This window comes from Cryobacterium sp. N19, assembly GCF_002929595.1.
GTDB lineage: Bacteria > Actinomycetota > Actinomycetes > Actinomycetales > Microbacteriaceae > Cryobacterium > Cryobacterium flavum.
On sequence record NZ_PJJR01000052.1, the window covers coordinates 426,957 to 452,803 of the forward strand.

Genomic DNA, 25,847 nt, shown 5'->3' on the forward strand with positions numbered 1-25,847 from the left:
CGCTCGTCGTGCTCGGTATTTCCGTGGTTATGAATCGCATCCCCAGTACGCGGGACTGATTCGGAGCGGCCCCGTCCGTTCACCGGGACGTCACAGGCCGGACCTTCGACGCCCCTAGCTTGAGCGAGACCGCCCATGAAACAAAGGCCTGCTCAGTGCGCATTCTCTCCCGTTCCTTCCGTCCGTCGCTGACCGCGCTGGGCCTCGTGCTGTTGATCGGCGGAGCGGGTGTGATCGCCCCGGCTGGTTCGGCCATGGCGGCCACCGACATGGCGACTCCCGCTCCCTCCAACGCCGACACCGCGCCGCTGCAGATCACCGAGATCACGCCCGACACGACCAACGTCGGATCGGCCGACGGCGGCGAGTTCATCGAGGTGTACAACGCCACGAATGCCACCATCAACTTCGGGGACTACACGCTCAACTACCTGTATCCGCTCGCCGACCTCACCAACAGCGGAGCGGTGCTCTGGCCAAGCACCCCGACCGACGTGGTCATCGCGCCCGGCGGAAACCTTGTCTTCTGGATCAAGAACGGCCAGAACGACGCCCTCACCGACTCTGATTTCAACGCCGCATTCGGCTCCAACCTCACCATGGGTCGTGATCTGGTCGAGGTCTTCAGCGGCGGAATGGCCAACGGTTCGGCGCGCGGCATCGAAATTCTGACCAACACGGGTTTCAGCGTCAACACGGCCTATTACAACCTCGCCGGCGCAGACGACGTCGACCCCAACGTCGGCATCCAATACGGCATCGACACTAGCAATCCCGGGCGGCAGCTGAACCTCGGTAAGGCCGCAGCCAATCCGGGCAACGTTTTCGCGGCACAGGTGCCGAGCGACCTCAAGAACGTCGCCGCCGACACGACCGCGCCCGTGATCACCGATCACACGCTCACGGAGATCGACCCGGCGTACAACTTCGCTCTGTCGGCCACCGTCACCGACATTGTGCAGGCACGAACCGTCGAGCTGCACCTCAAGAGCAATATCGACGCTGAGTACGCGACCACAAACCTGTCCACCGACGGCGCCGACGGCTACCGGTACGACTTGCAGCGGGTCGACCTCACCGGCAAGCGGTGGTACGAGTACTACTTCACGGCCAATGATGGCAGCAAGGAGTCCATCTCTCCGACAAAGCGCGTAGACCTCACCGGGGTCGACAACTCGCCGGTGCGCCTCAACCTCACCGACGGCCAATTCGTCGCCGGCAGCACGATGGTGTCGGCCGCCGGCGACAGCAGCACCGACGGTATGACCCTGGACATCGACGGCCAGACTGTAATAACGAACCCCGAGCTGGAGTTCGCACCCCAGTTCGTGTTCGAGGTCACCGCCGTGAACACCTTCTTTCAAAACGGCGTGCTCGTCGGCACCGACGTGCTGCGCATCTTCGACGACGGAATCCCCGAGGGCTGGGAAACCATCGGGACCCCGGTGCCGCTCAGCTACGTGACGCAGGGCGAGGACCTGGTCGTCAGCGTCTGGGCCGGCTCGAAAGTAGCCCCGGAGATCAACCCGAACGAAAACAACGACGACTTTCAAATTCGCAACCCGCGCCTCGTGCTGCCCGACGGCCGCAGCCTTCAACCCGACGGCTACACCGATCCCACCGCCGTGCTCAACATGGGCGACAGCGCCGGCCGGTTCGACTTCTACGACGCGAGCTTCACCATCCCGGACGACGCGTACATGGCCGTTGCCCACGCCTGGGACACCACCGCCGTCGCCGACGGTGCACACACCGTGCTCGCGAGCAACGGCGTCGACGCGGTGACCCGCACGATCACCGTCGACAACACGGCTCCCGTTGTCACGACATCCGCTGTGGCTGGCCAGCTCTACCAGGGCGAGTTCATGCTCAACGGTGCGGGGACGGATGCCGGTGCCGGCTTCGACTCGCTCGTCGCGACCCTCGACGGCCGAGTCATCGAGCTGCCCTATGCGACCTCGTCGATCAAGCTGGCCGACGGCGAACACACCCTGCTGCTGAGCGCCCGGGACACGGTCGGCAACGTCGGCGAGCTCAGCACCGTCTTCTCCACTCCGGTCGAGGAACCCGGCAACGAACTGATCACGCCACTCGACGGCGCCGTCGTCGATGAGGGGCCGCTCGGCCTTACTGCACGGGCAACCGACCCGACCGGTGACCAGCTCGACGTCACTTTTCGGCGGGGATTCGTGGCATCCGCTGCTGACGCCAGTGTGCGCGGCTATTCGGGTACCACGGCCATTGCGAACGGCACCGATCGGGGCACCAGAACACTGCTGACCGGGGACCAGGTCACTGCAATGGCGCGCCTGGATGGCGCGATCGAGCCGGTCACCTCGGACTCGCAATTTCCCTACCAACTGTTCGAGGTGGACGTGCCAGCGGATGCCGGCGCCGACTTCACCGCGCGGGTGCGCTGGGACGGCACGGCGAACGCCGACGCCAAGGTGCTGCTCTACGTGCAGAACCTGGCGACGGGAGTGTGGGAAGAATTCGACCGGCACGTGACCATCGGGGCCGGCGCGACCGAGTTCACTCTCGACGCCATGGTGCCCGCCGTGGACCACGTGCAGAACCAGGTCATGACCGTGCTGATCCAGCACTCCGAGGGCTTCGCTGGCGCCGACCTCTCCGATCGGTCGAGCACCTTGCCGGTCAACAATGTGAACGACACCGCACGGTCGAACTACGACTTCACCCTCGCCGTTGAATCGGACACCCAGTATTACAACGACACGTTCTACCAGCGCCAGCTCGACATCCACGACTACCTGCTCGAGCAGCGCGCCGCCGTCAACCTGCAGTATCTGTTCCACACTGGAGACATCGTCGACAATTTCGAAGACGAACACCAGTGGACCAACGCCAACGCGGCCTACAGCATGCTCGACGACGCCCAGTTGCCCTACGGTGTACTGGCCGGCAACCACGATGTCGGCCAAAAAGACGCCGACTACGCCGCGTACAAGACCAATTTCGGGGCCGAACGCTACGACGCCAACCCCTGGTACGGCGGCACTTTCGAAGACAACCGCGGCCACTACGACCTGATCACGGCCGGCGGAATCGACTTCATCATGCTCTACCTCGGCTGGGCGCCGAGCACGGAGGGCATCGCCTGGCTCAACGAGGTGCTGGCCCAGTATCCCGAGCGCACGGCCATTCTCAACCTGCACGAGTACATGCTCACCACCGGCGGCCTCGGGGCGGTGCCGCAGCAGATCTACGACGAGGTCGTCGCACCCAACGCCAACGTGGCCATGGTCTTCTCCGGGCACTACCACGACGCCTTCACGCGCATCGATCAGTTCGACGACAACGATGACGGCACCCCCGACCGCTCGGTCTACCAGATGCTGTTCGACTATCAGGGCCTGCCGGAGGGCGGCCAGTCCTTTCTGCGGCTGCTGCACTTCGACAACGCCGCCGAACAGATCAGCGTGCGCACCTACTCGCCCTACCTCAACGCGTACAACTCCGACGATCCCACTCTCGACCTCGAGCACCAGGAATTCACGGTTCCCTACGCGGCATTCGGCATGACATCGATGCAGAAAACCCTCGCGACGGATGCCTTCACCGTCGACATCCTGACGACCACCCCCATCGCCGCCTTCGAGGCCGTGGCCAGCGGCACCGCAGTCACCGCGAGCTGGAACCCCGGCATCGGCACCCACGGCTGGTTCGCCTACTCCGAAGATCCTCACGGAGCTGCCGCCTACTCCGAGGTGCGGCGTCTGACCGTAGCCGCGCCGGTCGTGCCAGAGGCGATCGTGCCCGAGGTTGTTCCACCCGCGGAACCTGGGCCCAGCACGTCCATTTCGTCGCGGGTCGTGGTTCCGGCCGTGCTCACGGCTGCCTCGCAGGCCCTCGCTGACACCGCCAGCGCAGCGCTCGCGGCCGAGATAGCCGCCGCACACACGGATGCTGCCGCCACCGCCCCATACGCCGCCCCCGGTGCCGACACCCCGAGCGACGATATCGGTGCCGCCGGGGAGGTCACCGTCGTCGATGACGTCGTGCCGTTCAACATCTGGATCCTGGCGCTGATCCTGCTCGGCGCAGTAGCTGCGGCCGCAATCGCCGTGGTGACAATCCGCGCGCGCCGCTAACGGGCCCAAGAGTCAGCACGGTCCTGAGACATCACGCGAGGTTTCGTGGGGCGGATGTGGCGGTGTGGCGCGAGTTGCCATCTTCGGCCCCTTGGCGGCGTCTCATGGGGCCGAAAGTGGCATCTCGCGCGCGCTGCGCAGCTGTCAGGTGAGGATTGCCGCGACTTCGGCCGAAACCGGCATCGAGGTGGTGGCGCCGGCGCGGGTCACCGCGATTGAGGACGCCACCGTGGCGTAGCGCACAGCCTCGATCATCTGATCGGGGGTCACGGCGGTGCCGCGCCCGGAATCGACCGCCAGGCGCGCTACGAGTGCTCCGACGAAGGTGTCGCCCGCCGCCGTCGTATCGACGGCCGTCACCGGGCGGGCCGGCGCGAGCCCGAGGGCCTCGCCGTCAAACGCCACGACCGACCCTTCCGAGCCCAGGGTCACGATCGCCCAAGTCTGCCCGGCGCTCAGCACCTCGGCGGCACGCACCGGGTCGCTTTCCCCGGTGAGCGCGGCGGCTTCGATCTGGTTCGGCACGACCAGGTCGACCGAGGCGAGAAAACCGGCGGGCAGCGACACCACCGGCGCCGGGGTCAGCACGGTGAATACACCCGCCGCGCGGGCAACCCGGATCCCCTCGACCAGCACAGAAACCGGCAGCTCGCACTGCATGACGAGAAAGGCTGAGTCGGCCACGATCGCGCGCTGCTCCACACTCAAGGTGGTCACGGTGGCATTGGCGCCCGACACCACGACGATCGAATTCTCGCCGCTGTCCACGACGGAGATGTGGGCGGTGCCGGTGGGGGCATCCGCTGTGGCCAGTTCGGTAGAACGGATGCCCTCGGTCGCCAGCAGCGCGCGCAGTTGCGTCCCGTAGGCATCCGCTCCTACCGCTCCCAGAAAAGTCACATCCGCTCCCAACCGGGCGGCGGCGACCGCCTGATTGAGCCCCTTACCGCCCGGAACCGTCGTGAAACTGGCCCCGAACATCGTCTCGCCGGGACGGGGGAGTCGCGCCTGGCGTACGACGAGATCCATGTTGGCGCTTCCGAGTACCGCAATCGTGTTCATATAGTCAGTCTCGCATCTGCCCATGGGACAATGAGCGGGTGAGTTCTTCCGAGCAGCCCAGCGCTGAACAACCCCAAGACCCGTCGACCAGCAACGGCGGTGCGACGGCACCTGGCAGCGCCGACGAGACCGTGCTGGCTGAGGCGACCGTGACCGTGCACCGGGCCCCGCGCTACCGCAACTTCATGCTGCTCGGAGCGGTCCTCGGTGTGCTGCTCGCCCTCATTCTCACGGTCTCCTTTCCGGAGAATGATGAGTACGACCGGGCACAGATTTTCGGCTTTCTGCTGCTCGGAGGCCTAGCCGTCGGCACAACCCTCGGTGCCGCTGCGGCGCTGGTGATCGACCGTATAGTGGGTCGATCGCGAATGACGGTGGTCGCCGATAGACTGGGCGCGAACGAACACAGCACCAACGACCGTGCCGCTGAGCCTGGCTCCGGCACCCCCAACGATGATTCCCAAGCGTTCAACGAGAAGTAAAGAGGCTGCGGCTTGCCCGGTGGCGACGGACTGTTAAATCACGATCTTCTTCCCAATGAGAAGGGCCCACAAGATGCTTGTGGTGTCTTCGGAGTGTGGGCTCCCGGCGAAGAGGTAGCGAAACTCAGCTACTTCGGCCTGTATGCCCTGCAACATCGAGGCCAGGAATCGGCCGGAATCGCCACGAGCGACGGCACCAAAATTCTCATTTACAAAGACATGGGACTCGTCTCGCAGGTCTTCAATGAGGCTTCGCTGAGCACCCTGCTGGGGCACATCGCCGTCGGGCACACCCGCTATTCCACGACCGGATCGTCGAGCTGGCAGAACGCCCAGCCGACGCTCGGGCGTACCGCGAGCGGAACGGTGGCCCTCGGCCACAACGGCAACCTCACCAACACCGCCGAGCTGCTGCAGCTCGTGCACGAACGCTACCCGCAGGTTGACGGTGAACTCGCCCGCGGCAACACCACCGACACCGCCGTGGTCACCGCGCTGCTCACCGGCGACCTCGACCACACCCTCGAAGCCACAGCGCTCGAGGTGTTGCCACGGCTCCGCGGCGCCTATTGCCTCGTCTTTATGGATGAAACCACCCTCTACGCGGCCCGCGACCCCCAGGGTGTGCGGCCGCTGGTGCTCGGCCGCCTGGAACGCGGCTGGGTCGTCGCCTCCGAGACCGCAGCCCTCGACATCGTCGGTGCCAGCTTCGTGCGCGAGGTTGAACCGGGTGAGCTCATCACCATCGACGAGAACGGGCTGCGCACGCAGCGCTTCGCTAAGGCCGACCCCAAGGGCTGCGTCTTCGAATACGTCTACCTCGCCCGCCCCGACACCACCATCGCGGGTCGCGGCGTGCACGAGGCCCGGGTCGAGATGGGCCGCAAGCTCGCCGCCGAGTACCCGGTCGAGGCCGACCTCGTCATCCCCACCCCGGAATCCGGCACCCCGGCAGCCATCGGCTACGCGCAGGCATCGGGCATTCCGTTCGGCCAGGGCCTCGTCAAGAACTCCTACGTCGGGCGTACCTTCATCGCGCCGTCGCAGACCATCCGGCAGCGTGGTATCCGCTTGAAATTGAACCCGCTCAAGAACGTGATCAAGGGCAAACGTCTCATCGTGGTCGACGACTCGATCGTGCGCGGCAACACGCAGCGTGCACTCGTCAGCATGCTGCGGGAGGCCGGCGCTGCCGAGGTGCACGTGCGCATCTCGAGCCCGCCGATCACCTGGCCGTGTTTCTACGGCATCGACTTCGCCAGCCGTGCCGAACTCATTGCGACTGGCCTCGAGATCGACGAGGTGCGCCGGTCGATCGGCGCCGACAGCCTCGGCTACCTCTCCGAAGACGGCATGATCGCCGCCACCGAGCAGCCGCGCGAACGCCTCTGCACCGCCTGCTTCACCGGCGTCTACCCGATCGCGCTGCCCGAAGCGCAGCACCTCGGCAAGAACCTGCTGGAGCGACCGGCAGCGGCAAACGGATGCGACCCCGGTCCGGATTCCGACCTGGAAGCCGTGCTGGCACCCGCCGCACGCAAAGAAGAAGCCCTGGCCCGCCTGGGCCAGGTGCCGTTCGGTGACCCGGGAAGACCAGAATGAGCAACTCCTCATATGCAGCAGCCGGAGTCGACACCCGGGCTGGTGACCTCGCGGTCGAGCTCATGAAGTCGGCCGTCTCTAAGACGCACGGCCCCGAGGTTTGGGGCGGTGTCGGTGGTTTCGCCGGATTGTTCGACGTGTCGTTCCTCACCAAGTTCCGTCAGCCCCTCCTGGCCACGTCAACAGACGGTGTCGGCACCAAGGTCGCTATCGCACAGGCCATCGACAAGCACGACACCATCGGTCAAGACCTGGTGGGCATGGTCGTCGACGACATCATCGTCGTCGGAGCACGCCCGCTGTTCATGACCGACTACATCGCCTGCGGCAAGGTCGTCCCCGAGCGCATCGCCTCAATCGTGGCCGGCATCGCCCGCGCCTGCTCCGAGACCGGAACCGCCCTCGTCGGCGGCGAAACCGCCGAACATCCCGGCCTGCTCGGCCCTGACGACTACGACGTGGCCGGCGCGGCCACCGGCGTGGTCGAAGCCGACCAGGTTCTCGGCGCCGACAGGGTCGTGTCCGGCGACGTCGTCATCGCCATGGCCTCGAGCGGCCTGCACTCCAACGGCTATTCGCTCGTGCGTCACATCCTGGCGCAGCGCGGCATCGGTTACAGCGACACCTCGGCCGACCTCGGCGGCATGGTCGGTGAGGTTCTGCTCGAGCCGACCCGGCTGTACACCGGGCCGCTGCTCGACGTGATCAACGATCCAGAGCTGGCAGGCGCTATCCACTCGCTCAGTCACGTCACCGGCGGCGGCATAGCGGCGAACCTCGCCCGCGTGCTGCCCGTCGGATCCTGGGTCGAGGTTGACCGCTCCACGTGGTCCCCGGCCCCGGTGTTCCGGGTTCTCGGTGACATGGCCGGCTCCACGCTGGAAAGCGCCGAGGGAACCTGGAACCTCGGAGTGGGCATGTTTGCGGTCGTGGATGCGGCATCCGCTTCGTCGGTCATCGCCCGGCTGGCCACGAGCGGCATTCCCGCCTGGGTCACCGGTCGGGTCTCGCGCGCCGCTCACGACCTGACCGGATTCGAACAGGGCGCTAAGGGCGTCAACGGTGGCGCTGTGCGTCTTGTCGGGGCCTACGCGAGCTAACCCCGCGCCCCAGCGCCTCGGGCGGTGCGAGCGCACGAGTGGGGGCGCGGGCTGCGCCGGGCCCGGTAGCGCCCGGCGCGGCCGGTTGGTGCACGCGCTGCAGCGGTCTGACTGCGCGCGTGGCGGGCCAGGCGCGCAAGCAGTGAACGGTTGCGCGACCCGTGATCAACGAATCGTGGCGACTACGAGTCGCGGCAGCGCGAGCGGATGCCGCGAACGGATGCTGCGAACGACGAGGGCGGCGTCAGGCGCGCTTCTTCTCGTCTTCGGTGGCGTAGTGGTCGACGTAACGGTCATCGTCACCGTCGGGATCGTCGTCATCGTCAGCGGAATCAGCGGTGCCAGCGTCAGCGGACTTCTTGGCCTTGTCCGCTTCGTACTCCGGCCACTTGGCGAGATCCTCGTCGAGACGCGGGTCGGACGGATGTCCGGTGAGCTCGCGTTCGAGCGCGTTGTAGTTGGTATCCGGGCTGAAATACTTCAACTCCCGAGCTACCTTGGTGTGCTTTGCTTTTTGACGGCCGCGCCCCATGCGTGACCCCCTTACGATGCCAGGCCGAGCGAGTCGCGAGACCCTCGGGATTTGCCGAACGGAATGTGTAAAAACTAGAGTTTAGTTTAGCATGATGGGCCTTGCGCCCCGCGGACGCCGTTCGCAAGGCTAATCCGTAGGAATGGGGCGATATGACGGGCACTGTCAGCATGCCCATCGTCATCATCGGCGCCGGCCAGGCCGGACTCTCCGTGGGTTTCTACCTGCGCCGGTTCGAGCTCGTGGCCGGCCGGGACTTCATCATCTTCGACCGCGGACCGGGCACCGGCGGTGCCTGGCAGCACCGCTGGCAGGCCCTGCAACTCGGGTCGGCGCACCGCGTCAACGATCTTCCCGGCATGAAAGACCTCGGCCTGAGCTTTGACACGGCCGACCGAAACCTGCCGGCCCGCGACGTCGTCAGCGACTATTACCGCGACTATGAGCAGCACTACGAGCTGAACGTGGTGCGCCCGGTCACCGTGACCAGCGTGGCACCGCTGCAGTCTGACCTGGTCGTAGCCACGAGCTCACCCCTCTTCGGCGACCAGAAGACCAACGCGCGCATGATCGTCAACGCGACCGGCACCTGGGGAGCGCCGTTCGTGCCGCACTACCCGGGCGCGAGCACGTTCGAAGGAACGCAGGTACACACCGCGAGCTATGTCTCGAGTGAGGCGTTCGCCGGCCAGCGGGTGATCGTGGTGGGCGGCGGCACGTCGGCGATCGGCTTTCTGCTCGAGCTTGAGGGGGTGGCCAGCGACCTGACCTGGGCGTCACGTCGCCCGATCGACTTCAGTCACACCGACGAGCTCGCCGAGGTGACCGCCGTCGCGGCCGTGATGCAACAGGATCGTGCGGCCCGTGCCGGCAAGGCCCTCCCGAGCATCGTCAGCGGCACCGGAGTGCCGGTCACCCGCCGCATCGCGGCCGGCATCGACCGTGGGCTGCTCGTGGCCCGGCCCATGTTTGCGAGCATCGAACCGACCGGGGTGCGCTGGAGCGACGGAACCTTCACCGAGGCCGACGCGATCGTCTGGGCATCCGGTTTTCGGCCGGAGCTGCGGCACCTGGCCCCGCTCAAACTACGGGAAAAGGCCGGCGGAGTCTCGGTTGGTTCCGGTGCGTCCTGGACCGATTCGCGCATCTTCTTCGCCGGGTACGGTCCGCAAGCCAGCACGGTCGGCGCCAACCGAGCCGGACGCATCATTGCGCGCCAGATCATGGCCAAGCTGTAACAGGCGCTATTTGCGCTTGCGCCGACGGGATGCCGAGGGTCGCGACTGCGGCGGAACGGTTCCGCTGGTCGTGGTCGACTTGGTCGCAGTGTCGATCGCTCCGTTTGGCGGTGCGAGCGGCCGGCGGGAAACCGGGCGCGAACGTACCGGCTCGCCGCGACGGTCCTGACCGGGAATGGGGCGGGATCTGCGGCCGTAGATGAGTTCGGAGGAGTCGAGCAGCCACGGCACAAGGGCGATCGTGACGCCGTGCACGAGCATCAGCTTCTGGCGCAGGCGGCGAGCCTTGTGGTTGTGCAGCAGGCCCTCCCACCAGTGGCCGACGATGTAGATGGGGGTGTACACGGTGATGACTTCGGAGCCGTGATCGTCGCGGCGGCCACGAATGTAGTTGATCAGCGGCCAGCTGATGTCGCGGTAGGGCGAGGCGACGATGCGCAGCGGAACCTGGATGTTCTGCTTCACCCAGGCGCGTTTGAGCTCCTTGGTCTCAATGGTGTCGATCGAGACGTGCACAGCCTCGAGGCTCACATGCCGCGCGGCGATGGCGTAGTCGAGTGCTTTGAGCACCGGCTTCTGCATCTTGCCGACGAGCACGATGGCGTGGTCGCCCTGCGAGCCGAAGGTGGTGATCGGGTCGACCTCGATCTCCTTGGCGACGTCGCGGTAGTACCGGTTGACGCCCATCATGAGAAAGAACAGCACCGGCATCATGACGAACACGAGCCAGGCGCCGTGGGTGAACTTGGTGATGGTGACGACGATGAGCACCACACCGGTCAGGGCGGCACCAAAACCGTTGATCGACAGGCTCAGGATGATCGAGCCCCGGTTCGGCGGGTTCTTCTTCAGCAGTTTGATCCAGTGCCGCACCATGCCGGTCTGGCCGAGCGTGAACGATACGAACACACCGATGATGTACAGCTGGATCAGTACGGTGAGGTTGGCCCGGTAGACCACCATGATCACGCAGGCCGCGAGGGCCAGCAGCACCACGCCGTTCGAGTAGATCAGGCGGTCGCCGCGGGTGCTGAGCGACTTCGGCGCATAGGAGTCGCGGGCGAGCACTGATCCGAGCAGCGGAAAGCCGTTGAAAGCCGTGTTCGCAGCGAGCAACAGCACGGCCGCTGTGGCCGCCTGCAGCACGAAGAACATGATCGAGAAGTCGCCGAACGTTGCCGCGGCGACCTGGGCGATCAGGCTGCGCTGCGGAGCTGTGGCGCACTCGGCCCAGCCGATCAGGTCGCAGGCGCGTTCCGCGTAGTGCACCTGGGAAATGAGCGCGAGGGTCGTTAGCCCGACGAACAGCACGATGGCGATACCGCCCATGAGGGTGAGCGTGCGCTGGGCGTTCTTGACCTTGGGGTGTTTGAAGGCGGGCACGCCGTTGGCGATGGCTTCGACGCCGGTGAGGGCGGAGCATCCGCTCGCGAAGGAACGCAGTAGAAGCAAGATGAAAGCGGCCTGCGCGAGGTTCTCGCCCTTCACGTCATAGCCGGCCGATTCGGCCACCGGCGCATCGCCGAGCAGCGCGCGAACCAGGCCGACGACGATCATGAGCAGTACGCTGCCGATGAACAGGTAGGTCGGAACGGCGAAGGCCTTGCTTGACTCCCGTACGCCGCGAAGGTTGGCTGCCGCGAGCAGGATAATGAACACGACGGCGAGTTCGACGCGCAGGGGGGCCAGCGCGGGTATCGCCGAGATGATGTTGTCCACACCACTGGCAACCGACACGACCACGGTCATCACGTAGTCCACCAGCAAAGCGGATGCGACGACCAGACCGGCCTTCTCACCCAGGTTCTTGTGCGCGACTTCGTAGTCGCCGCCGCCCGAGGGGTAGGCCTTGATCAGCTGGCGATAGGAGGCGACGACAACGACGAGCAGCACGACGACGACCGCGGCAACCCAGGGCGCGAAGCTCAGAAAGGCGAGCCCGCCGAGGGTCAGGATCATGAGGAGTTCTTGCGGCGCGTAGGCCACGCTCGACAGTGGGTCGCTCGCGAAGATGGGGAGGGCGAGGTGTTTGGGCAGCAGTTGGCCGTCCAAATGCTCGGTTGGGAGCGGATCGCCGATGATCCACCGCTTGGGTGAACGGCTTTCCGGTACTGGGGCGTTCGCCTCGGGTGTCACGAGGGACGACACTACACCTACGACGGCCCCTGTCAAATCCGCCTCTGTTCTTGGGCGATTCCTGGGGTCGTCGCCGGCGCTGCTAGGGGTGGAGGGTGGCGAGGATGCTTGCGCGCACGTCGGCCAGCTGCCGACGAAGCGACGGCACAGTTTGCGACGGGATATTGGAGTGGGCGGCCTGCGTTCGGAGGTCCGTGCGCAGCTGCTGCCGGAACTCGTTCAGCACCATGTCGGCTTCGTTCAGGGCGCGGCGGGAGTCCAGGCGAGCAGACGTGTCCTCGTCCGGGGAGGTCGGGGTCGGTGATGTGGGCGGTCCGTCGGGCGACGTTGGGGCCGCGTACGGGGGCGGGCCTGCGGACGGGGGCGTGGGGGCCTCCCAGGTGGACGAGCCCGTGGGGTCCCACAATTCCGGCGTGCCGTCGTAGCCACGCGGGGCCGAGGGCGACGACGCGTCGCGCGCCTGTCGGGCGGCCGAGGCGAGGTCAGCCCGCAGGGTCTTCATGGCGGAGTTGACTCCGGTGCGCACCTGGTCGGCCAGACGCCGCACCGAGTCGGTCACCTCGTCTTCGATTGCGCCGAGTTCACCTTCGCGGGCGTGCAGTTCGGCGCGGCCGGCGTCGGTGATCTCGTAGACGGTCTTGCGGCCATCCGCTTGCTTGGTGACGAGGCCCTCCTCCTCGAGCTTGGCCAGCCGCGGGTAGATCGTGCCGGCGCTCGGGCTGTAGGTGCCGCCGAAGCGGTCGCTGAGTGCCTGGATCAGCTCGTAGCCGTGCCGGGGTCGCTCGGCCAGCAGGCTCAGCAGGTATAGGCGCAGGCTGCCGTGGGCGAACATGGCACTCATGCCGGGTCCTGGGGAGAGTGGACCGCGGCGGGCGCTGCGGCATCCGCTTGCGTGGTCGATGCGGGGCTCGTGATCTCGCTGCGCACGACCGAGATGTCGCCGGACACCGAGTTGGAGCGCACGTCGACCCAGCTGCCGTCGAGGGCGCCGGTGGAGCCCTCGTAGCCCTTGCCGAACGCGGTGCGCACGGTGTGGTCGTCGAGCTGCAGCGTGCCGGAGAGGGTGTTCAGGTGGTAGCGCGCGGCGACGCCCGGCTCGAGCCGCACGGTGAGGTTACCGCTGACCGAGTTCGTGACGATCTGGTCTGGCGTGCCGGTGACGTCGAGGAACACGTTGCTCGAGACCCCGTCGAGCGTGAACTGACGGATGCTGCCGCTCGCCGTGATATCGCCGGATACCGTGTGCACGGTCAGCGCTCCCACGTGATTGCGCACGGAGATTTCGCCGTTCACCGCGTTGAGTTCGAGGTCGCCCAGCACGTCGTCGATCACCAGGTCACCGGAGACGGTACTGAGTTTGGCGTCATTGCGGAGGCCCGAGACAAGGGCGTCGGCCGAGACCACGCCAAAGCGCAGCGCGACGTCGCGGGGAACCGAGATGCTCACCTCGGCGCGTGCGGTACCGCGGAACGAGGCGAAGACCTCGATGAAGTTGTCCCAGCGCAGCTGCGGGTGGTCGATCTCGAGGCGGTCGCCGTCCATCGAGATCTTCAGGTCTTTGCCGGTAACGCCGTGCACTTCAATGCGAGCGCCGGGTTCGTCATGGCCGATGATGTCGACCGTGCCGGCGATGAGGCCGACCTTGAGCTTGCGCACCAGTTCGACATCGATAATCTTGGTCTGCCCGGGGGCGACCAGCCATTTTTCCAGTGACACTGGGTTGTCCTTTCAGAGGTAAACTCGCGCTATATCGCGTGTTCTAAAGGACACGATATATCGCGTTCCTGAGAGGCGCAAGAGGGTCAGTACAGAAAAATGTTCAACCAGTCGCGATTGTGAGCGTGCACGAGCACGAGGAACACCACGACGTCGAACAGAAGGTGCACACAGACCACGTAGGTCAGTGACCGGGTGCGGGCAAACGTATAGCCCTGCAGCAGCGCGAACGGCACGGTGAGCAGCGGCCCCCAACTCTGATATCCGAGCTCCCAGAGAAACGACGAGAAGATCACCGCCTGCAGAATATTGGCCTGCCAGTCGGCAAAATGCCGTCGAAGCAGGGCGAAGGCGATGCAGATGAAGAACAGTTCATCCCAGATGCCCACGAAGCCCACGCCCACGAACAGTCGGGCGATCTCATCGGGCTGGGTTACCGCCGGCCAATTCTGGTACGCGCCGCTTCCGATGAAGTAGCTCGGCAGAATCAAGTACCCGAGCAACACCACGATCGGCAGGTACGCCTTCTCGAGGGTGGTCCAGCGCTGCCCGGTGCGAATCGGAAACCGAATCGCGTGATCCTTGAAGTAGTACCGCGAGAGGAGGTACGGCACGAGCACCGAGAGACTCAGGACGGTGCCCATCAACGCGATGTTCGGGTAGCTGATGTTCGCCTCGACCGAGATCGTGCTGATGATGCCGAGGCCCACGGCAATGAGCAACAGGTCGCGAAACAGGGCCCGGTTGATCAGAAACGCGAGCACGAGTGCCGCGGCGAGCACGAAGTAGCCGGCAAGCGGCATCCTCACGGCAAACAACAGCACAGCGGATGCGCTCACCAGCGCCGCCGGAATCAGCCCCCACCGTGATGTTGTGCCCATGCTGCACCCTACCCAGCGCAGTTCCCAGTTCCCAGTTCCGCGAGAGCGGAAAAAGTGTTGCAGCAGCCCCCGGAAGCGGCGATTTTCCCGCTCTCGCGAGAGGGCCTAGATTCGAAGGATGTCCCGCTTACCCTCCGAGAGCGACCCGGTCGCGATTTTGCAGCAGCTCGTGCGCATCGATTCGGTCAACCCCGACCTCGTGCCGGGAGCCGCCGGGGAGGCCCGGATCGCGGCTTGGTGCGGCCAGTGGCTGCGCCAGCAGGGTTTCGAGGTCACCGTGCTGGAGCAGACCCCCGGGCGTCCGTCGGTCGTCGGCGTCAAGCGCGGCACCGGCACCGGCCGCTCGATCATGCTCAACGCCCACCTCGACACGGTCGGCGTCGCGACCTACGCCGGCGACCCGTTCAGCGGCGAGCTCCGGGACGGCCGGGTGCACGGGCGCGGGGCCGTCGACACCAAGAGCGGACTCGCAGCGATTCTTGTGGGAGCGGCGCGGGCATCCGCCGGCGAGTTGGCCGGCGATGTGATCGTGACGCTGGTCGCCGACGAGGAATTCGGCAGCATCGGCACCGAGGAGGTGCTGCGCACAGTGAGCGCCGACGCCGCCCTGGTGATCGAGCCGAGCAGCCTTGAACTCACTACCGCCCACCGCGGCTTCGCCTGGTTCGAACTCGAACTGACCGGCTTGGCCGCACACGGCTCGCAGCCCGAGCTGGGCGTCGACGCCATCTGGCATGCGGGCCTCGCGCTCGGCGCCCTCAACGGCCTGCGGCAGCGACTTCACGCGGAACCGGCCCACCCCACGCTCGGCCACGGCGCCGTGCGGGTGTCGAAGATCGCCGGCGGCGACGATGCGGCCACGGTCGCGGCCCACTGTGTGCTGACCCTGGAACGACGGATGCTGCCGGGCCAGTCCCCGGAGCAGGTCGAGTCCGAGCTGCGCGCGCTGTTCACTGCTTTGGCAGTGGAGGAGCCGAAGTTTCAGTTCACGCTGACGCGGCTGGTGGCGCGGGCGGCCTTCGAGGCCGAGCCACACTGGCCCATCGTTCGGGCGCTGACCGGCAACGCCGAGCGGGTGCTCGGACGCCCGGCGGTCACGCGCGGCGAACCGTTCTGGACCGATGCCGGGCTCATTCTCGAAGCCGGAATTCCCTGCGTCGTGTTCGGCGCTGACGGCGAGGGCCTGCACGCCGATACCGAGTGGGCCGACGCCGAGTCGGTGCGGGCACTCGCGAAGATTCTCGAGGGCACGATCACCGAGTTCTGCGGGCCTACAGCCGGCTGATTCGCTTCCACCCCCGGCCCTCGTGCCAGGACTCGATGATCAGGTGTGTGTTGTCGGGATCGATGTAGGTGAGCACGACCTCGTGCACCCGCAGCTCGAAACTCGAAGACCCCGGCGGATCGGCCGGGTTGGGCTCTTTGGTTACCAGCACGCCGGCCAGTTTCGCGTCGCCGGCCCAGTCCGACGGCTGACCTGCCGGGGGTTCCAGGGTGGGCGAGTGGATGGCCACCCGCCGGTCGCGCAGCACGTCGTGCAGCTTCTGCGAATCGGGCATCATGCCCAGGGTGATGCGCTCGGGCTCGAACACGAGCTCGGTGCCGCTGATGCGCGGGGAGCCGTCCCGGCGCAGGGAGGCCATCGTCTTGTTGGTGCCGGCGTCGAAAATTGCGCGAACCCTTGAAGCGAATTGCGGCGCATCCGCTTGAACTTCCTGCCACGTTGCCATGCCATAAACGGTACTCCGGGGCACCGACACTGAAACATGACATTGCCGCTTGACCTTGACGCCAGGCAGCCGCGGCGCGGGGCATCGACCCGGCTGGTGACGAGGCGCACGGATCGGCCAAGCGGCAGTTCGAGTGGTTGCGCGGCATTCCAGGGACGCCGGGTGGGTCACCCGCTCCTCGCTCAGAACTCACAACCCCGCAGGAAACCCAACCGCCTCGCTCCTTGCTTCGCAAGATTGCTCGGCCTCGCCTCGCTTCGGCTTCGGTGCGGCTCCTGCTACGGCGTGGGAACGAGGGCGGCGGGCGCGGGGCGCTTGATCGCAAAGAGAGGGAGAGTGCGCTGGCAGAGGGGGCCGATCAGCACGGCGAACAGCGCGGTGCCGATTCCCACGTTGCCGCCCAGGGCCCAGCCGATGCCGAGCACGGTCACCTCGATGCCGGTGCGCACGATCCAGATCTTCCAGCCGGTGCGCTTGTGCAGACCGGTCATCAGGCCGTCTCGCGGGCCGGGGCCGAAGTGTGCCCCGATGTAGAGGCCGGTGGCGACGGCAATCATCATCAGGCCGGCGGCGAACAAGAGCACCCGCAGCCACAGGTCGAGGTCGGCCGGAATGAGCCACAGGCCGACGTCGGCCGCCGGGCCCACGAGTACGGCGTTCAGCAGCGTTCCGGAGCCCGGCTTCTGGCGGATCGGAATCCACAGCACCAGAACGACCGCACTGGTCAGAATCGTGATCAGCCCGAAGCCCAGGTGGGTGTGGTTGTCGATTCCCTGGGTGAGCACGTCCCAGGGGGCCACTCCGATGCCGCCACGCACGATCAGAGCAATGCCGATTCCGTAGAGGAAGAGGCCAATAAGCAGTTGCGTGATTCGACGGGTCATAGTTGCCAATCCAATTGCATAACTGGCCTGTTATCAAGATGCCAATCTGACTAGGGTGGCCTCATGAGCGAGAATCACCTGAGTGCTCGGGGCCTCGATACCCTGTTAGGCGAGTGGCGCGGCGGAGCGAGCGCGTATCGAGCCTTGAGCGATCGCATCCGCTTGCTGACCCTCGACGGGCGTATCCCCACCGACAGCCGCCTGCCCGCCGAACGTGATCTGAGCGAGCGCCTCGGTGTCAGTCGAACCACGGTGACGGCGGCCTATCGTGAGCTGCGCGACGCAGGCTACCTGCGCAGTGTGCGCGGGTCGGGCAGCATCGTGCGGTTGCCGGGGGCCGGCGCGCCCAGCCCCACTCCGGAAACGGAGGGAATCCTGGACTTCAGCAAGGCCACGATGCCGGCGCTGCCCGGCCTGGCGGATGCCGCAGCGCACGCCGCCGCCGAGCTGCCGCGGCACCTGGATGACTCCGGGTTCGACCCCGTGGGCATTCCTGAGTTGCGGGCTGCGATTGCCGACCGCTATACCGCTCGCGGCCTGCCGACCGCGCCGGAGCAGATCATGGTGACCCTCGGCGCCCAGCACGCCATTGCCCTGCTGGCCCGCGTGCTCGTCGGCCGCGGAGACCGCGCCCTGATCGAATCACCGACGTATCCGCACGCGGCCGAGGCCCTGCGTGCGGCCGGCGCCCGCCTCGCCGCCGTGAACGTGTCGGCCGGCGGGCCGGGTGACGACCCGGGCACACGGGGCTGGGATGAAGCCGCCCTGCTGCAAACGCTTCAGCGCAGCAGCCCGGTCGTCGGCTATCTCATGCCCGACTTTCACAATCCCACCGGCCAGAGCATGCCGGCCGAGCAACGCGAACGGGTGGCCTCTGCCGCTGCGGACGCGTGCACAACCCTCATCATCGACGAGACCATCGCCGAACTTGACATTGACCGCGCTGGCGAGTTTCTGCCGTTCGCGGCCTGCACCGACATGCGGTCGGCACCGCGAGTGGTGAGTGTCGGCTCGGTGGGTAAAACCGTCTGGGGCGGCATGCGTATCGGCTGGATTCGCGCCGAACCGGCGCTCATTAGCAAGCTCGTGGCCGCTCGCTGCACCAATGACCTCGGCACCCCCATTCTCGAACAGCTCATCGTGACGCGGCTGCTCGCCGACATGCCCGCCATCCTGGCCGGCCGCCGTGAGCTGCTGCGCGTGGGCCGCGACCACCTGGAACGCCGCCTGGCCGAGACCTTCCCCGACTGGCAGGTGCCGCACGTCGACGGCGGCATCACCGCCTGGGTCAACCTCGGCCGTCCCGTGAGTTCGCAGCTCACGCTCGCCGCGCGCAGCCACGGCCTGCTCGTGCCTGCTGGTCCGCGGTTCGGCCTCGATGGCGCCTTCGAGCGGTTCCTGCGATTGCCTTTCTCACACTCCGCCCCGGACACCGACCGGGCCGTCGACGCGCTGGAGGCCGCCTGGGGGTCGCTGCTGCGGCATCCGTTCACTGATACCGGGTACCTGGCCGAGGTGGTCTGACCCGCGCGCACTGGCATACTGAGCGGGTGCATTTTCTCGCGGTAGTGAGCATGAAGAATCGGGCGTTGATCGCCCTCATCACCATTGTGGCGGCCGTGTTCGGCAGCCTGGCCCTGACCGGGCTCAAACAGGAGCTGATTCCGTCGCTGCAGCTGCCGCAGTTGCTCGTGTCCACGAGCTATCCGGGTGCGTCGCCGCAGGTGGTCAACGACGACGTATCGACCCCGATCGAGACGGCCATTCAGGGCCTGGTCGGCCTCGAAACGACGTCGACGACGAGCAGCACGAACTCCTCGTTGGTGAGTGCCACCTTCACCTACGGCACCGACCTGGTCAAGGCGGAATCCCGCATTGACCAGGCTATCAACCGCATCAAGAGCGTGCTGCCGGCCGACGTCGACCCGCAGGTGATCAGCGGCAGCATCGACGACTTTCCGGTGATCTCGCTCGCGGTCGCCTCGAGCGATACCGTGGCGCTTGCCGACCAGCTGAAACGCAGCGTGCTCGGCGATATTCGGGACGTGGCCGGCGTGCGCGATGCCGCGTTGGTCGGCGATATCGGCCGCCGCGTCACGATCACGCCCAACGCCGATGAACTCGCCGCCCGCGGCTTCAGCACCCAAAACCTGCGCGATGCGCTGCAGCAGAACGGGTCGCTGATTCCGGCCGGCACCATCACCGAGGGCGACACGACCCTGTCGGTGCAGGCCGGCGGCAAGCTCGGCTCGGTCGACGACATCAGCGCGCTCCCGTTGATTGCTGGTTCCACCGGTCTCACCGGTGTAGCGGATGCCGCCCCCGCGACCATCGGTGACGTCGCCACGGTCGCGCTCGTCGAAAACCCGATCACGAGTATCTCCCGGGTGAACGGCGAACCCGCCCTCACCATCGCCGTCACCAAGGTTCCCGCTGCGAACACGGTCGACGTGTCGAAGGCGGTGCGCGCGATTTTGCCGCAGCTTGAAGCCGCGGTCGCGCCCGCGACGTTCACGGTCGTGTTCGACCAGGCGCCGTTCATTCAGCAGTCGATCGACGCGCTCACCCAGGAGGGCCTGCTCGGCCTCGGCTTCGCGGTGATCGTGATTTTACTGTTCCTGTTGTCGGTGCGGGCCACCCTCGTCACGGCCATCTCCATTCCGACCTCGGTCCTGATCACCTTTATCGGGTTGCAGAGCGTGGGCTATTCGCTCAATATCCTCACTCTCGGCGCGCTCACAATCGCCATCGGCCGGGTCGTCGACGACTCCATCGTGGTGATCGAGAACATCAAGCGGCACCTCGTGGCGGGTGCGGACCGCGCCGCCACGATTGTCTTCGCGGTGCGCGAAGTGGCCGGAGCGATCACCGCCTCGACCATCACGACGGTCACCGTCTTCCTGCCGATCTCCTTTGTCGGCGGGTCGACCGGCGAACTGTTTCGACCGTTCGCGCTCACCGTGACGATCGCCCTGCTGGCCTCACTGCTGGTGTCGCTCACCATCGTTCCCGTGCTCGCGTACTGGTTTCTGCGGGCGCCCAAGGCCGTCACGGCTGACCAAACCGCGCTCGCCGCCGAACCGGAGCCGGCGATTCTGGAGACCGGCGGGCACTCGCGGCACGCGGCCGCGGCATCCGCTTCGACCGGCATGGCACCAAACCTGCCAACGCGACTGTCGGCGGCGGCCGAGGCCGGCGAGAACCCGGGGCGGCTGCAGAAGGGCTATCTGCCGGTCATTCGGTTCACCCTGAAACACGCCGTCGCGACGCTTTTGCTCGCCGTGCTCGTGCTCGGCGGAACGGCGGCGCTCGTGCCGTTCATGAAGGTGAATTTTCTCGGGTCGACCGGGCAGGACACGTTCCGGGTGACCCAGACGCTGCCGGTGGGCAGCAGTCTGGCCGCGCAGGATGCGGCATCCGCTTCGGTCGAAAAAGCGCTGCGTGACCTGGACGGAATCGACATCGTGCAGCTCTCGATCGGCGGAGGAAGCGCCGCGAGCGCGTTCCGCGGCGGGGCGCCCACGTCGAGCGCGGTGACCTATTCGATCACCACCGCCGACGGCGCCAACGCCGATACGGTGCAAAATCACGCGCGCACGGCCCTGGCCAAACTGGGCGACGTGGGCGAGATCTCGGTCGCCGCGGCGAGCGGTTTCGGGGCGTCCTCCGACATCGCCGTCGATATCACGGCCGCAACGGATGCCGACCTGCAGACCGCGACCACCGCCATTCTCAGCGCGGTACAGAAACTTGGTGCGATCAAGGAGAGCGCGAGCACCCTCGCCGCCTCGCTGCCGTATCTGGCCGTCACCATCGATCGGGAGGCGGCCGCCACGGCCGGTCTGAGCGAATTCGCTCTTGGAACGCTCGTGTCGCAGGCCATGCAGCCGAGCGCGATCGGATCGATCGTGATCGACGAGACCAACCTCACCGTCTACCTGTCGGCGCAATCGCCGCCGACGACTGCCGCCGATCTCGCGGCCCGGCAGATTCCCACGCGCACCGGAGCTGTGGCCCTGGATACCCTCGCGACCGTGGAACAAGTCGACGGTCCGAGCACGCTCACCACGGCGAAGGGGCTGCGCACGGCGACCGTATCGGCGACCCCCGCGAGCGATGACCTGGGCACGGCGAACGCGCAGCTGGGCCAGATGCTCGCCGACACGGCGCTGCCGACCGGGGCAACCGCAACCCTCGGCGGGGTCAGCGCCGATCAGGCCGAAGCCTTTTCGCAGCTCGGGATCGCGATGCTCGTGGCCATTCTCATCGTCTACATCGTGATGGTGGCGACGTTCCGCTCGCTACTGCAGCCGCTGCTGCTGCTCGTGTCGGTGCCGTTCGCGGCGACGGGGGCCATCGCACTGCAGGTCGTGACCGGCATTCCGCTGGGGGTGCCGTCGCTGATCGGCGTGCTCATGCTCATCGGAATCGTGGTCACCAACGCCATCGTGCTCGTTGACCTGGTCAACCAGTACCGTCGACGCGGCCTCTCGGTGCCCGACGCCCTCGTGGCCGGTGCCAGCCGACGGCTGCGGCCCATCCTGATGACCGCCCTGGCGACGATCTTCGCGCTGCTACCGATGGCGATCGGCCTCACCGGCCACGGCGGATTCATCTCGCAGCCGCTCGCCCTCGTCGTCATCGGCGGTCTGGTGTCGTCGACGGTGCTGACGCTGATCGTGCTGCCGGTGCTCTACCTGCTGGTCGAGGGCACGCGCGAGCGGCGTTCGGTGCGTCGGGTCGCCTGAATTCGGTGCGAGAGGCTAACTTCGGCCCCTTGATTCTTGCGAGATGCCATTTTCGGCCCCTTGGCCGGGGTCCAAGGGGCCGAAAATGGCATCTCACGGGTGGTGGACGGGTCCCGTGGGGCCGAAATGGCATCTCCTGCGTTGAATGTGACCTGCCGCAGCGGATGGCCGATAGCGGCCCCCGAGGATCGGCTGCCGGTGACGCAGTCGCGGTGCAACCAGCACGACGTGCAGATGCCGTCAGCCTCCGAGCACGACGCCGCGAAGTAGGAAGAAGGGCTGCGGGTCGATGCGCACGCCGTCGACCCGCACCTCGACGTGGGTGTGGCAGCCGGTGGACAGACCGGTGCTGCCGACACTGCCGATTCGTTGGCCAGCGGCGACGGGATCACCGACAGTGACGAGCGTTTCACCGGTGGCGAGGTGGGCGTAGCCCGTCTGCACCCTCTCACCGTGGTCGATCAGGATCCAGTTGCCGTAACTTCCCACGGAGCCCACTGCGCGAACGATTCCGGCGGTGGCGGCGAAGACGGGCGCTCCGCAGCTCGACCCGATGTCGGTGCCGTGGTGGAACGCGCCGACTCCGGGGAGCGGGCGAACCGGGCGCGGACCGTAGGCATCCGTGATGGGTCCGCGTGCCGGGTTGGCCCAGCCCTGGTCGCTCAGCTGCCCGACGTCGGTGCGCACGATCGGGCGCACGTCGATGGCGGCCAGGCTCGCGGCGGCGGTCGCGGCCTGCGTTGCTGCGGCGACCAGGTCGAGGCCGGCCCGCTCGAAGTCGCTCGTGGCCGCGTCGAGTGTGGCCTGGCTGGCGTCGACCGACACCGTGCTCGCGGCGGCGCGCGTCTCGGCATCTTGCTGGTTTAGCCGCTCTGCGCGCGCTGAGTCGGCCTCGGCGCGCGCCTGGATCGTCTCAATGTTCTCGCTGACGCGGTCCAGTTGGTCAAGGGTGCTGAGCTGATCGAGCACATTGCCCAGCGAATGCCCGCCGAGAAAGACGTCGGCGACGCCGGCACCGCTTTGTTGCTGGGCCAGCTTGCGCGCGAGGACCGCGAAGCTGCGCCGGGAGACGGCGGATTGCTGTGACGCCTCCAGCGCAAGGCGGTGCACGAGGGAAGCACGACCGAGAGCGATCGACTGGCTCGCGCGTGTTGATTCCAGTTCGCGGCGCGCGGTGTCAAGGGCGACCTGCGCGGTCTGCGAGCGGGTCAGCGCGGTCGCCAATACTGCGGCTCGCTGAACGGTCAGTTCCTGGGCGGCGGAGCGCTCGGCAGCGACCCGTTCGGCGGCCGTCCGCTGCGCCGCGAGTGCCTGGGCTGCGGCCGCGCGCGCCGTTGCCTGAGCGGATACCGTGGCCGCGGCTTGTGCCGCGGTTGCCGCGGTATCAATCGGTGTAACCAGGTTGGGGGCGACGGTTGGGTCGGGGGTTGGCTGCGGAGTTTCGGTCACCGGCGGGACGGGACCATCACTGGGTTCAGGAACGGGTGCCTCGGTCGGTGTTGGTGTGGATGTCGGCTCTGCGGTCGGTTCGGGGGTCTGTTCGGGGGTGGGCTCAGGGGTCGGCGCGACGATCGGTTCAGGCGTGGGCTCCGGCGTCGGTGTCGACGCCGGAGTAGGCGCCGACACGGGGTCCGGCGCGGGCGCGGTTGGTTCAGGCGTGGGCGTGGGCACCGGCTCCGTCATGGCGCTCACGACGGGCGTCGGCGTGGCCGACGAGCCCGCTGGCAGGTCGTCGGCGCTGGCCGCGATCGGTGCGCCGAAGAGTACGAGGGTCGTGACAACGACCGCGGCGAGCCAGCCGTCGCGACGAACCAGCATCCGCTTAACAGTGGCCCGATGCCGCGGTTTCGCTCGCCCGAACCGCACGGTGCGTTGGCGCTTCGCGGGTGGCAACATTGCAGAACCTGATCCATTTCGGGGCAATGGATTTACGCGGCTCGGGCGGGCCAGCGTGGCGCAAGTATGGCACGGCACCGCTGCGCTCACAACGGGGCAAATTCACCGTACAAGGTCGATACAAGGTCGGTCGAGCGCTACACCAGTCCCGAGCCGGCAGCCAAGCGCACCGCGCCCGACGCCACGAGCGCCACGACCCTCTCAATTTCGGGGGAGAGAAAGCGGTCGTGCCCGGGGCCGGCGGCGACGGTGCGCACGAGGTCGCGCACCGCTCCGGTTGCCGCGGCGGGAGTGAGCGGTGCCCTCAGGTCGAGCGATCGGGCGGCGGTCATGATCTCGATCGCCAGCACCCGGCCGAGCCCGTCGAGCGAGCGGCGCAGCTTGCGGGCGGCGTGCCAGCCCATCGATACGTGGTCCTCCTGCATGGCCGACGACGGAATCGAGTCAACGGACGCCGGTGCAGCCAGCCGCTTCAACTCCGACACGATCCCGGCGGCGGTGTACTGGGCGATCATGAGTCCGGAGTCGACGCCAACTTCGTGCGCGAGAAACGGTGGCAGACCCTTGCTGCGGCTCGCGTCGAGGTGACGGTCGGTGCGGCGCTCACTCATGCTCGCGACATCCGCTGAGGCGATGGCGAGAAAGTCGAGCACGTAGCCGAGCGGGGCGCCGTGAAAGTTGCCGTTCGACATGACTCGCCCGCCGACGGTGACGACGGGGTTGTCGATGGCGCTGGCCAGTTCGCGGCCGGCCACGAGGGCGGCATGCGCGGCGGTGTCACGCGCTGCACCGTGCACCTGTGGGGCGCAGCGCAGCGAGTAGGCGTCCTGCACCGACGTGTCTTCCGGGCCGGCGTGGCTGGCCAGCAGGCCTGAGCCGTGGAGCAGGCGGCGCAGATTCGCGGCACTGTCGGCCTGGCCGAGCTGGGGCCGCAGCTGCTGCAGATCGGCCGCGAAGACGGCATCCGTTCCAAGCAGTGCCTCCACGCTCATCGCCGCCGCGATATCGGCTGTCACGAGCAGGCGGGCGAGGTCGTCCAGGGCGAGCACGAGCATGCCGAGCATGCCGTCGGTGCCGTTGATCAGGGCGAGGCCCTCTTTTTCGGCGAGCACGACCGGCTTGATGCCGGCAGCTTTGAGGGCTTCGTCGCCGCCGAGCAGGGCGCCGGCCGCGTCGCGCGCCTGGCCTTCGCCCATCACGACGAGGGCGCAGTGGGCGAGTGGGGCGAGGTCGCCGGAGCAGCCGAGCGATCCATATTCGTGCACGACCGGGGTGATCTGGGCGTTCAACACGGCCGCGTAGGTCTCGGCGGTGGCCGGCCGCACGCCGGTGCGCCCGGTCATCAACGTCGAAAGCCGCAGCAGCATGAGGGCGCGCACGACCTCGCGTTCCACCTCCGGTCCGCTTCCGGCCGCGTGCGAGCGCACGAGGCTCGCCTGCAGCTGGGCGCGCCGGTCGGCGGTGATGAACGTCGTCGCGAGGGCCCCGAAGCCGGTGGAGATGCCGTAGTGCGGCTCGGTGTCAGCTGCGAGGGCGTCAATGATGGTGCGGGTCGCCCCGACCTGTTCCAGACTCGCCGGGTCGAGGGTGACGCGCGCTTTGTGGCGGGCGACGGCGATCACGTCGGCGAACGAGAGCGCTCCGACTCCCACAACGACGCTCGACGCGGATGCCCCGCTCGGGTTGGTCCGGTCGGTTCTGGGCGTGGCTGCAAGGGTCATACTTCGA

18 protein-coding genes are annotated in these 25,847 nt (G+C 67.1%); 8 read left to right on the plus strand and 10 right to left on the minus strand.

The window, feature by feature from the left end:
* Positions 1–155: 155 nt before the first annotated feature.
* Positions 156–4,112, plus strand: a complete 3,957-nt coding sequence (locus tag CXY78_RS15625; protein WP_104090147.1) for a lamin tail domain-containing protein — start codon at positions 156–158, stop codon at positions 4,110–4,112.
* 144 nt (positions 4,113–4,256) lie between these two features.
* Here CXY78_RS15625 and CXY78_RS15630 read toward each other — a convergent pair whose 3' ends face one another.
* Positions 4,257–5,174, minus strand: coding sequence for a ribokinase (locus CXY78_RS15630; RefSeq protein ID WP_104090149.1), 918 nt, complete (start codon positions 5,172–5,174; stop codon positions 4,257–4,259).
* A 38-nt stretch (positions 5,175–5,212) separates the two neighbouring features.
* Between CXY78_RS15630 and CXY78_RS15635 the strand changes: the two genes are divergently transcribed.
* The 3 genes from CXY78_RS15635 to purM are packed head-to-tail and all read left to right on the plus strand — an operon-like array spanning position 5,213 to position 8,358.
* Entirely contained in the window at positions 5,213–5,656 is a 444-nt protein-coding gene (locus CXY78_RS15635; RefSeq protein ID WP_104090150.1) for a hypothetical protein, read from the plus strand.
* A 12-nt stretch (positions 5,657–5,668) separates the two neighbouring features.
* The gene (gene purF, locus CXY78_RS15640) at positions 5,669–7,258 is read left to right on the plus strand and encodes an amidophosphoribosyltransferase (protein ID WP_233206209.1); all 1,590 of its coding nucleotides are present in this window, start codon (positions 5,669–5,671) and stop codon (positions 7,256–7,258) included.
* The gene (purM, locus tag CXY78_RS15645; RefSeq protein ID WP_104090152.1) at positions 7,255–8,358 is read left to right on the plus strand and encodes a phosphoribosylformylglycinamidine cyclo-ligase; all 1,104 of its coding nucleotides are present in this window, start codon (positions 7,255–7,257) and stop codon (positions 8,356–8,358) included. The genes purF and purM overlap by 4 nt, the downstream gene beginning before the upstream one ends.
* A gap of 244 nt (positions 8,359–8,602) precedes the next feature.
* Here the strand turns inward: purM and CXY78_RS15650 are convergent, their stop codons facing one another.
* The gene (locus CXY78_RS15650) at positions 8,603–8,890 is read right to left on the minus strand and encodes a DUF3073 domain-containing protein (protein WP_092338049.1); all 288 of its coding nucleotides are present in this window, start codon (positions 8,888–8,890) and stop codon (positions 8,603–8,605) included.
* A gap of 152 nt (positions 8,891–9,042) precedes the next feature.
* Between CXY78_RS15650 and CXY78_RS15655 the strand changes: the two genes are divergently transcribed.
* A complete protein-coding gene (locus tag CXY78_RS15655; RefSeq protein WP_092338047.1) occupies positions 9,043–10,128 on the plus strand; it encodes an NAD(P)-binding domain-containing protein in 1,086 nt (361 codons plus the stop codon).
* Positions 10,129–10,134: 6 nt separating this feature from the next.
* Here CXY78_RS15655 and CXY78_RS15660 read toward each other — a convergent pair whose 3' ends face one another.
* From CXY78_RS15660 to CXY78_RS15675, 4 genes are all read right to left on the minus strand, one after another.
* Positions 10,135–12,264 carry an APC family permease gene (locus tag CXY78_RS15660; protein WP_092338752.1) on the minus strand — a complete coding sequence of 710 codons (2,130 nt, stop codon included), beginning with the start codon at positions 12,262–12,264 and terminating at the stop codon, positions 10,135–10,137.
* 82 nt (positions 12,265–12,346) lie between these two features.
* The gene (locus CXY78_RS22175) at positions 12,347–13,105 is read right to left on the minus strand and encodes a PadR family transcriptional regulator (RefSeq protein ID WP_369827324.1); all 759 of its coding nucleotides are present in this window, start codon (positions 13,103–13,105) and stop codon (positions 12,347–12,349) included.
* On the minus strand, positions 13,102–13,980 hold the full coding sequence (locus CXY78_RS15670) for a DUF4097 family beta strand repeat-containing protein (protein WP_104090153.1): 879 nt from the start codon (positions 13,978–13,980) through the stop codon (positions 13,102–13,104). The genes CXY78_RS22175 and CXY78_RS15670 overlap by 4 nt, the downstream gene beginning before the upstream one ends.
* A gap of 86 nt (positions 13,981–14,066) precedes the next feature.
* On the minus strand, positions 14,067–14,861 hold the full coding sequence (locus CXY78_RS15675; protein ID WP_092338043.1) for a CPBP family intramembrane glutamic endopeptidase: 795 nt from the start codon (positions 14,859–14,861) through the stop codon (positions 14,067–14,069).
* A gap of 118 nt (positions 14,862–14,979) precedes the next feature.
* Here CXY78_RS15675 and CXY78_RS15680 point away from each other — a divergent pair, with 118 nt between their 5' ends.
* Complete coding sequence (locus CXY78_RS15680; RefSeq protein ID WP_092338041.1) at positions 14,980–16,146, plus strand: M20/M25/M40 family metallo-hydrolase; 1,167 nt, start codon at positions 14,980–14,982, stop codon at positions 16,144–16,146.
* On the opposite strand, the gene CXY78_RS15685 is transcribed toward CXY78_RS15680, so the two are convergent.
* A complete protein-coding gene (locus CXY78_RS15685; protein WP_092338039.1) occupies positions 16,133–16,591 on the minus strand; it encodes a pyridoxamine 5-phosphate oxidase in 459 nt (152 codons plus the stop codon). The genes CXY78_RS15680 and CXY78_RS15685 overlap by 14 nt on opposite strands.
* Positions 16,592–16,869: 278 nt before the next feature.
* A complete protein-coding gene (locus CXY78_RS15690) occupies positions 16,870–17,475 on the minus strand; it encodes a YitT family protein (protein ID WP_092338037.1) in 606 nt (201 codons plus the stop codon).
* A 63-nt stretch (positions 17,476–17,538) separates the two neighbouring features.
* Between CXY78_RS15690 and CXY78_RS15695 the strand changes: the two genes are divergently transcribed.
* Positions 17,539–18,999 carry a PLP-dependent aminotransferase family protein gene (locus CXY78_RS15695; RefSeq protein ID WP_104090155.1) on the plus strand — a complete coding sequence of 487 codons (1,461 nt, stop codon included), beginning with the start codon at positions 17,539–17,541 and terminating at the stop codon, positions 18,997–18,999.
* 26 nt (positions 19,000–19,025) lie between these two features.
* The gene (locus tag CXY78_RS15700; RefSeq protein ID WP_104090157.1) at positions 19,026–22,223 is read left to right on the plus strand and encodes an efflux RND transporter permease subunit; all 3,198 of its coding nucleotides are present in this window, start codon (positions 19,026–19,028) and stop codon (positions 22,221–22,223) included.
* A 240-nt stretch (positions 22,224–22,463) separates the two neighbouring features.
* Here CXY78_RS15700 and CXY78_RS15705 read toward each other — a convergent pair whose 3' ends face one another.
* Positions 22,464–24,119 carry a peptidoglycan DD-metalloendopeptidase family protein gene (locus CXY78_RS15705; RefSeq protein ID WP_140425724.1) on the minus strand — a complete coding sequence of 552 codons (1,656 nt, stop codon included), beginning with the start codon at positions 24,117–24,119 and terminating at the stop codon, positions 22,464–22,466.
* Positions 24,120–24,256: 137 nt separating this feature from the next.
* Complete coding sequence (gene hutH, locus CXY78_RS15710; protein WP_092338029.1) at positions 24,257–25,840, minus strand: histidine ammonia-lyase; 1,584 nt, start codon at positions 25,838–25,840, stop codon at positions 24,257–24,259.
* Positions 25,841–25,847 lie beyond the last annotated feature (7 nt).

Coding starts and splice junctions, on each gene's coding strand:
- CXY78_RS15630 (WP_104090149.1), bottom strand. CDS start 5,174: ATGAACACGATTGCGGTACTCGGAAGCGCCAACATGGATCTCGTCGTA.
- purM (WP_104090152.1), top strand. CDS start 7,255: ATGAGCAACTCCTCATATGCAGCAGCCGGAGTCGACACCCGGGCTGGT.
- CXY78_RS15650 (WP_092338049.1), bottom strand. CDS start 8,890: ATGGGGCGCGGCCGTCAAAAAGCAAAGCACACCAAGGTAGCTCGGGAG.
- CXY78_RS15655 (WP_092338047.1), top strand. CDS start 9,043: ATGACGGGCACTGTCAGCATGCCCATCGTCATCATCGGCGCCGGCCAG.
- CXY78_RS22175 (WP_369827324.1), bottom strand. CDS start 13,105: ATGAGTGCCATGTTCGCCCACGGCAGCCTGCGCCTATACCTGCTGAGC.
- CXY78_RS15675 (WP_092338043.1), bottom strand. CDS start 14,861: ATGGGCACAACATCACGGTGGGGGCTGATTCCGGCGGCGCTGGTGAGC.
- CXY78_RS15680 (WP_092338041.1), top strand. CDS start 14,980: ATGTCCCGCTTACCCTCCGAGAGCGACCCGGTCGCGATTTTGCAGCAG.
- CXY78_RS15685 (WP_092338039.1), bottom strand. CDS start 16,591: ATGGCAACGTGGCAGGAAGTTCAAGCGGATGCGCCGCAATTCGCTTCA.
- CXY78_RS15690 (WP_092338037.1), bottom strand. CDS start 17,475: ATGACCCGTCGAATCACGCAACTGCTTATTGGCCTCTTCCTCTACGGA.
- CXY78_RS15695 (WP_104090155.1), top strand. CDS start 17,539: ATGAGCGAGAATCACCTGAGTGCTCGGGGCCTCGATACCCTGTTAGGC.
- CXY78_RS15705 (WP_140425724.1), bottom strand. CDS start 24,119: ATGTTGCCACCCGCGAAGCGCCAACGCACCGTGCGGTTCGGGCGAGCG.
- hutH (WP_092338029.1), bottom strand. CDS start 25,840: ATGACCCTTGCAGCCACGCCCAGAACCGACCGGACCAACCCGAGCGGG.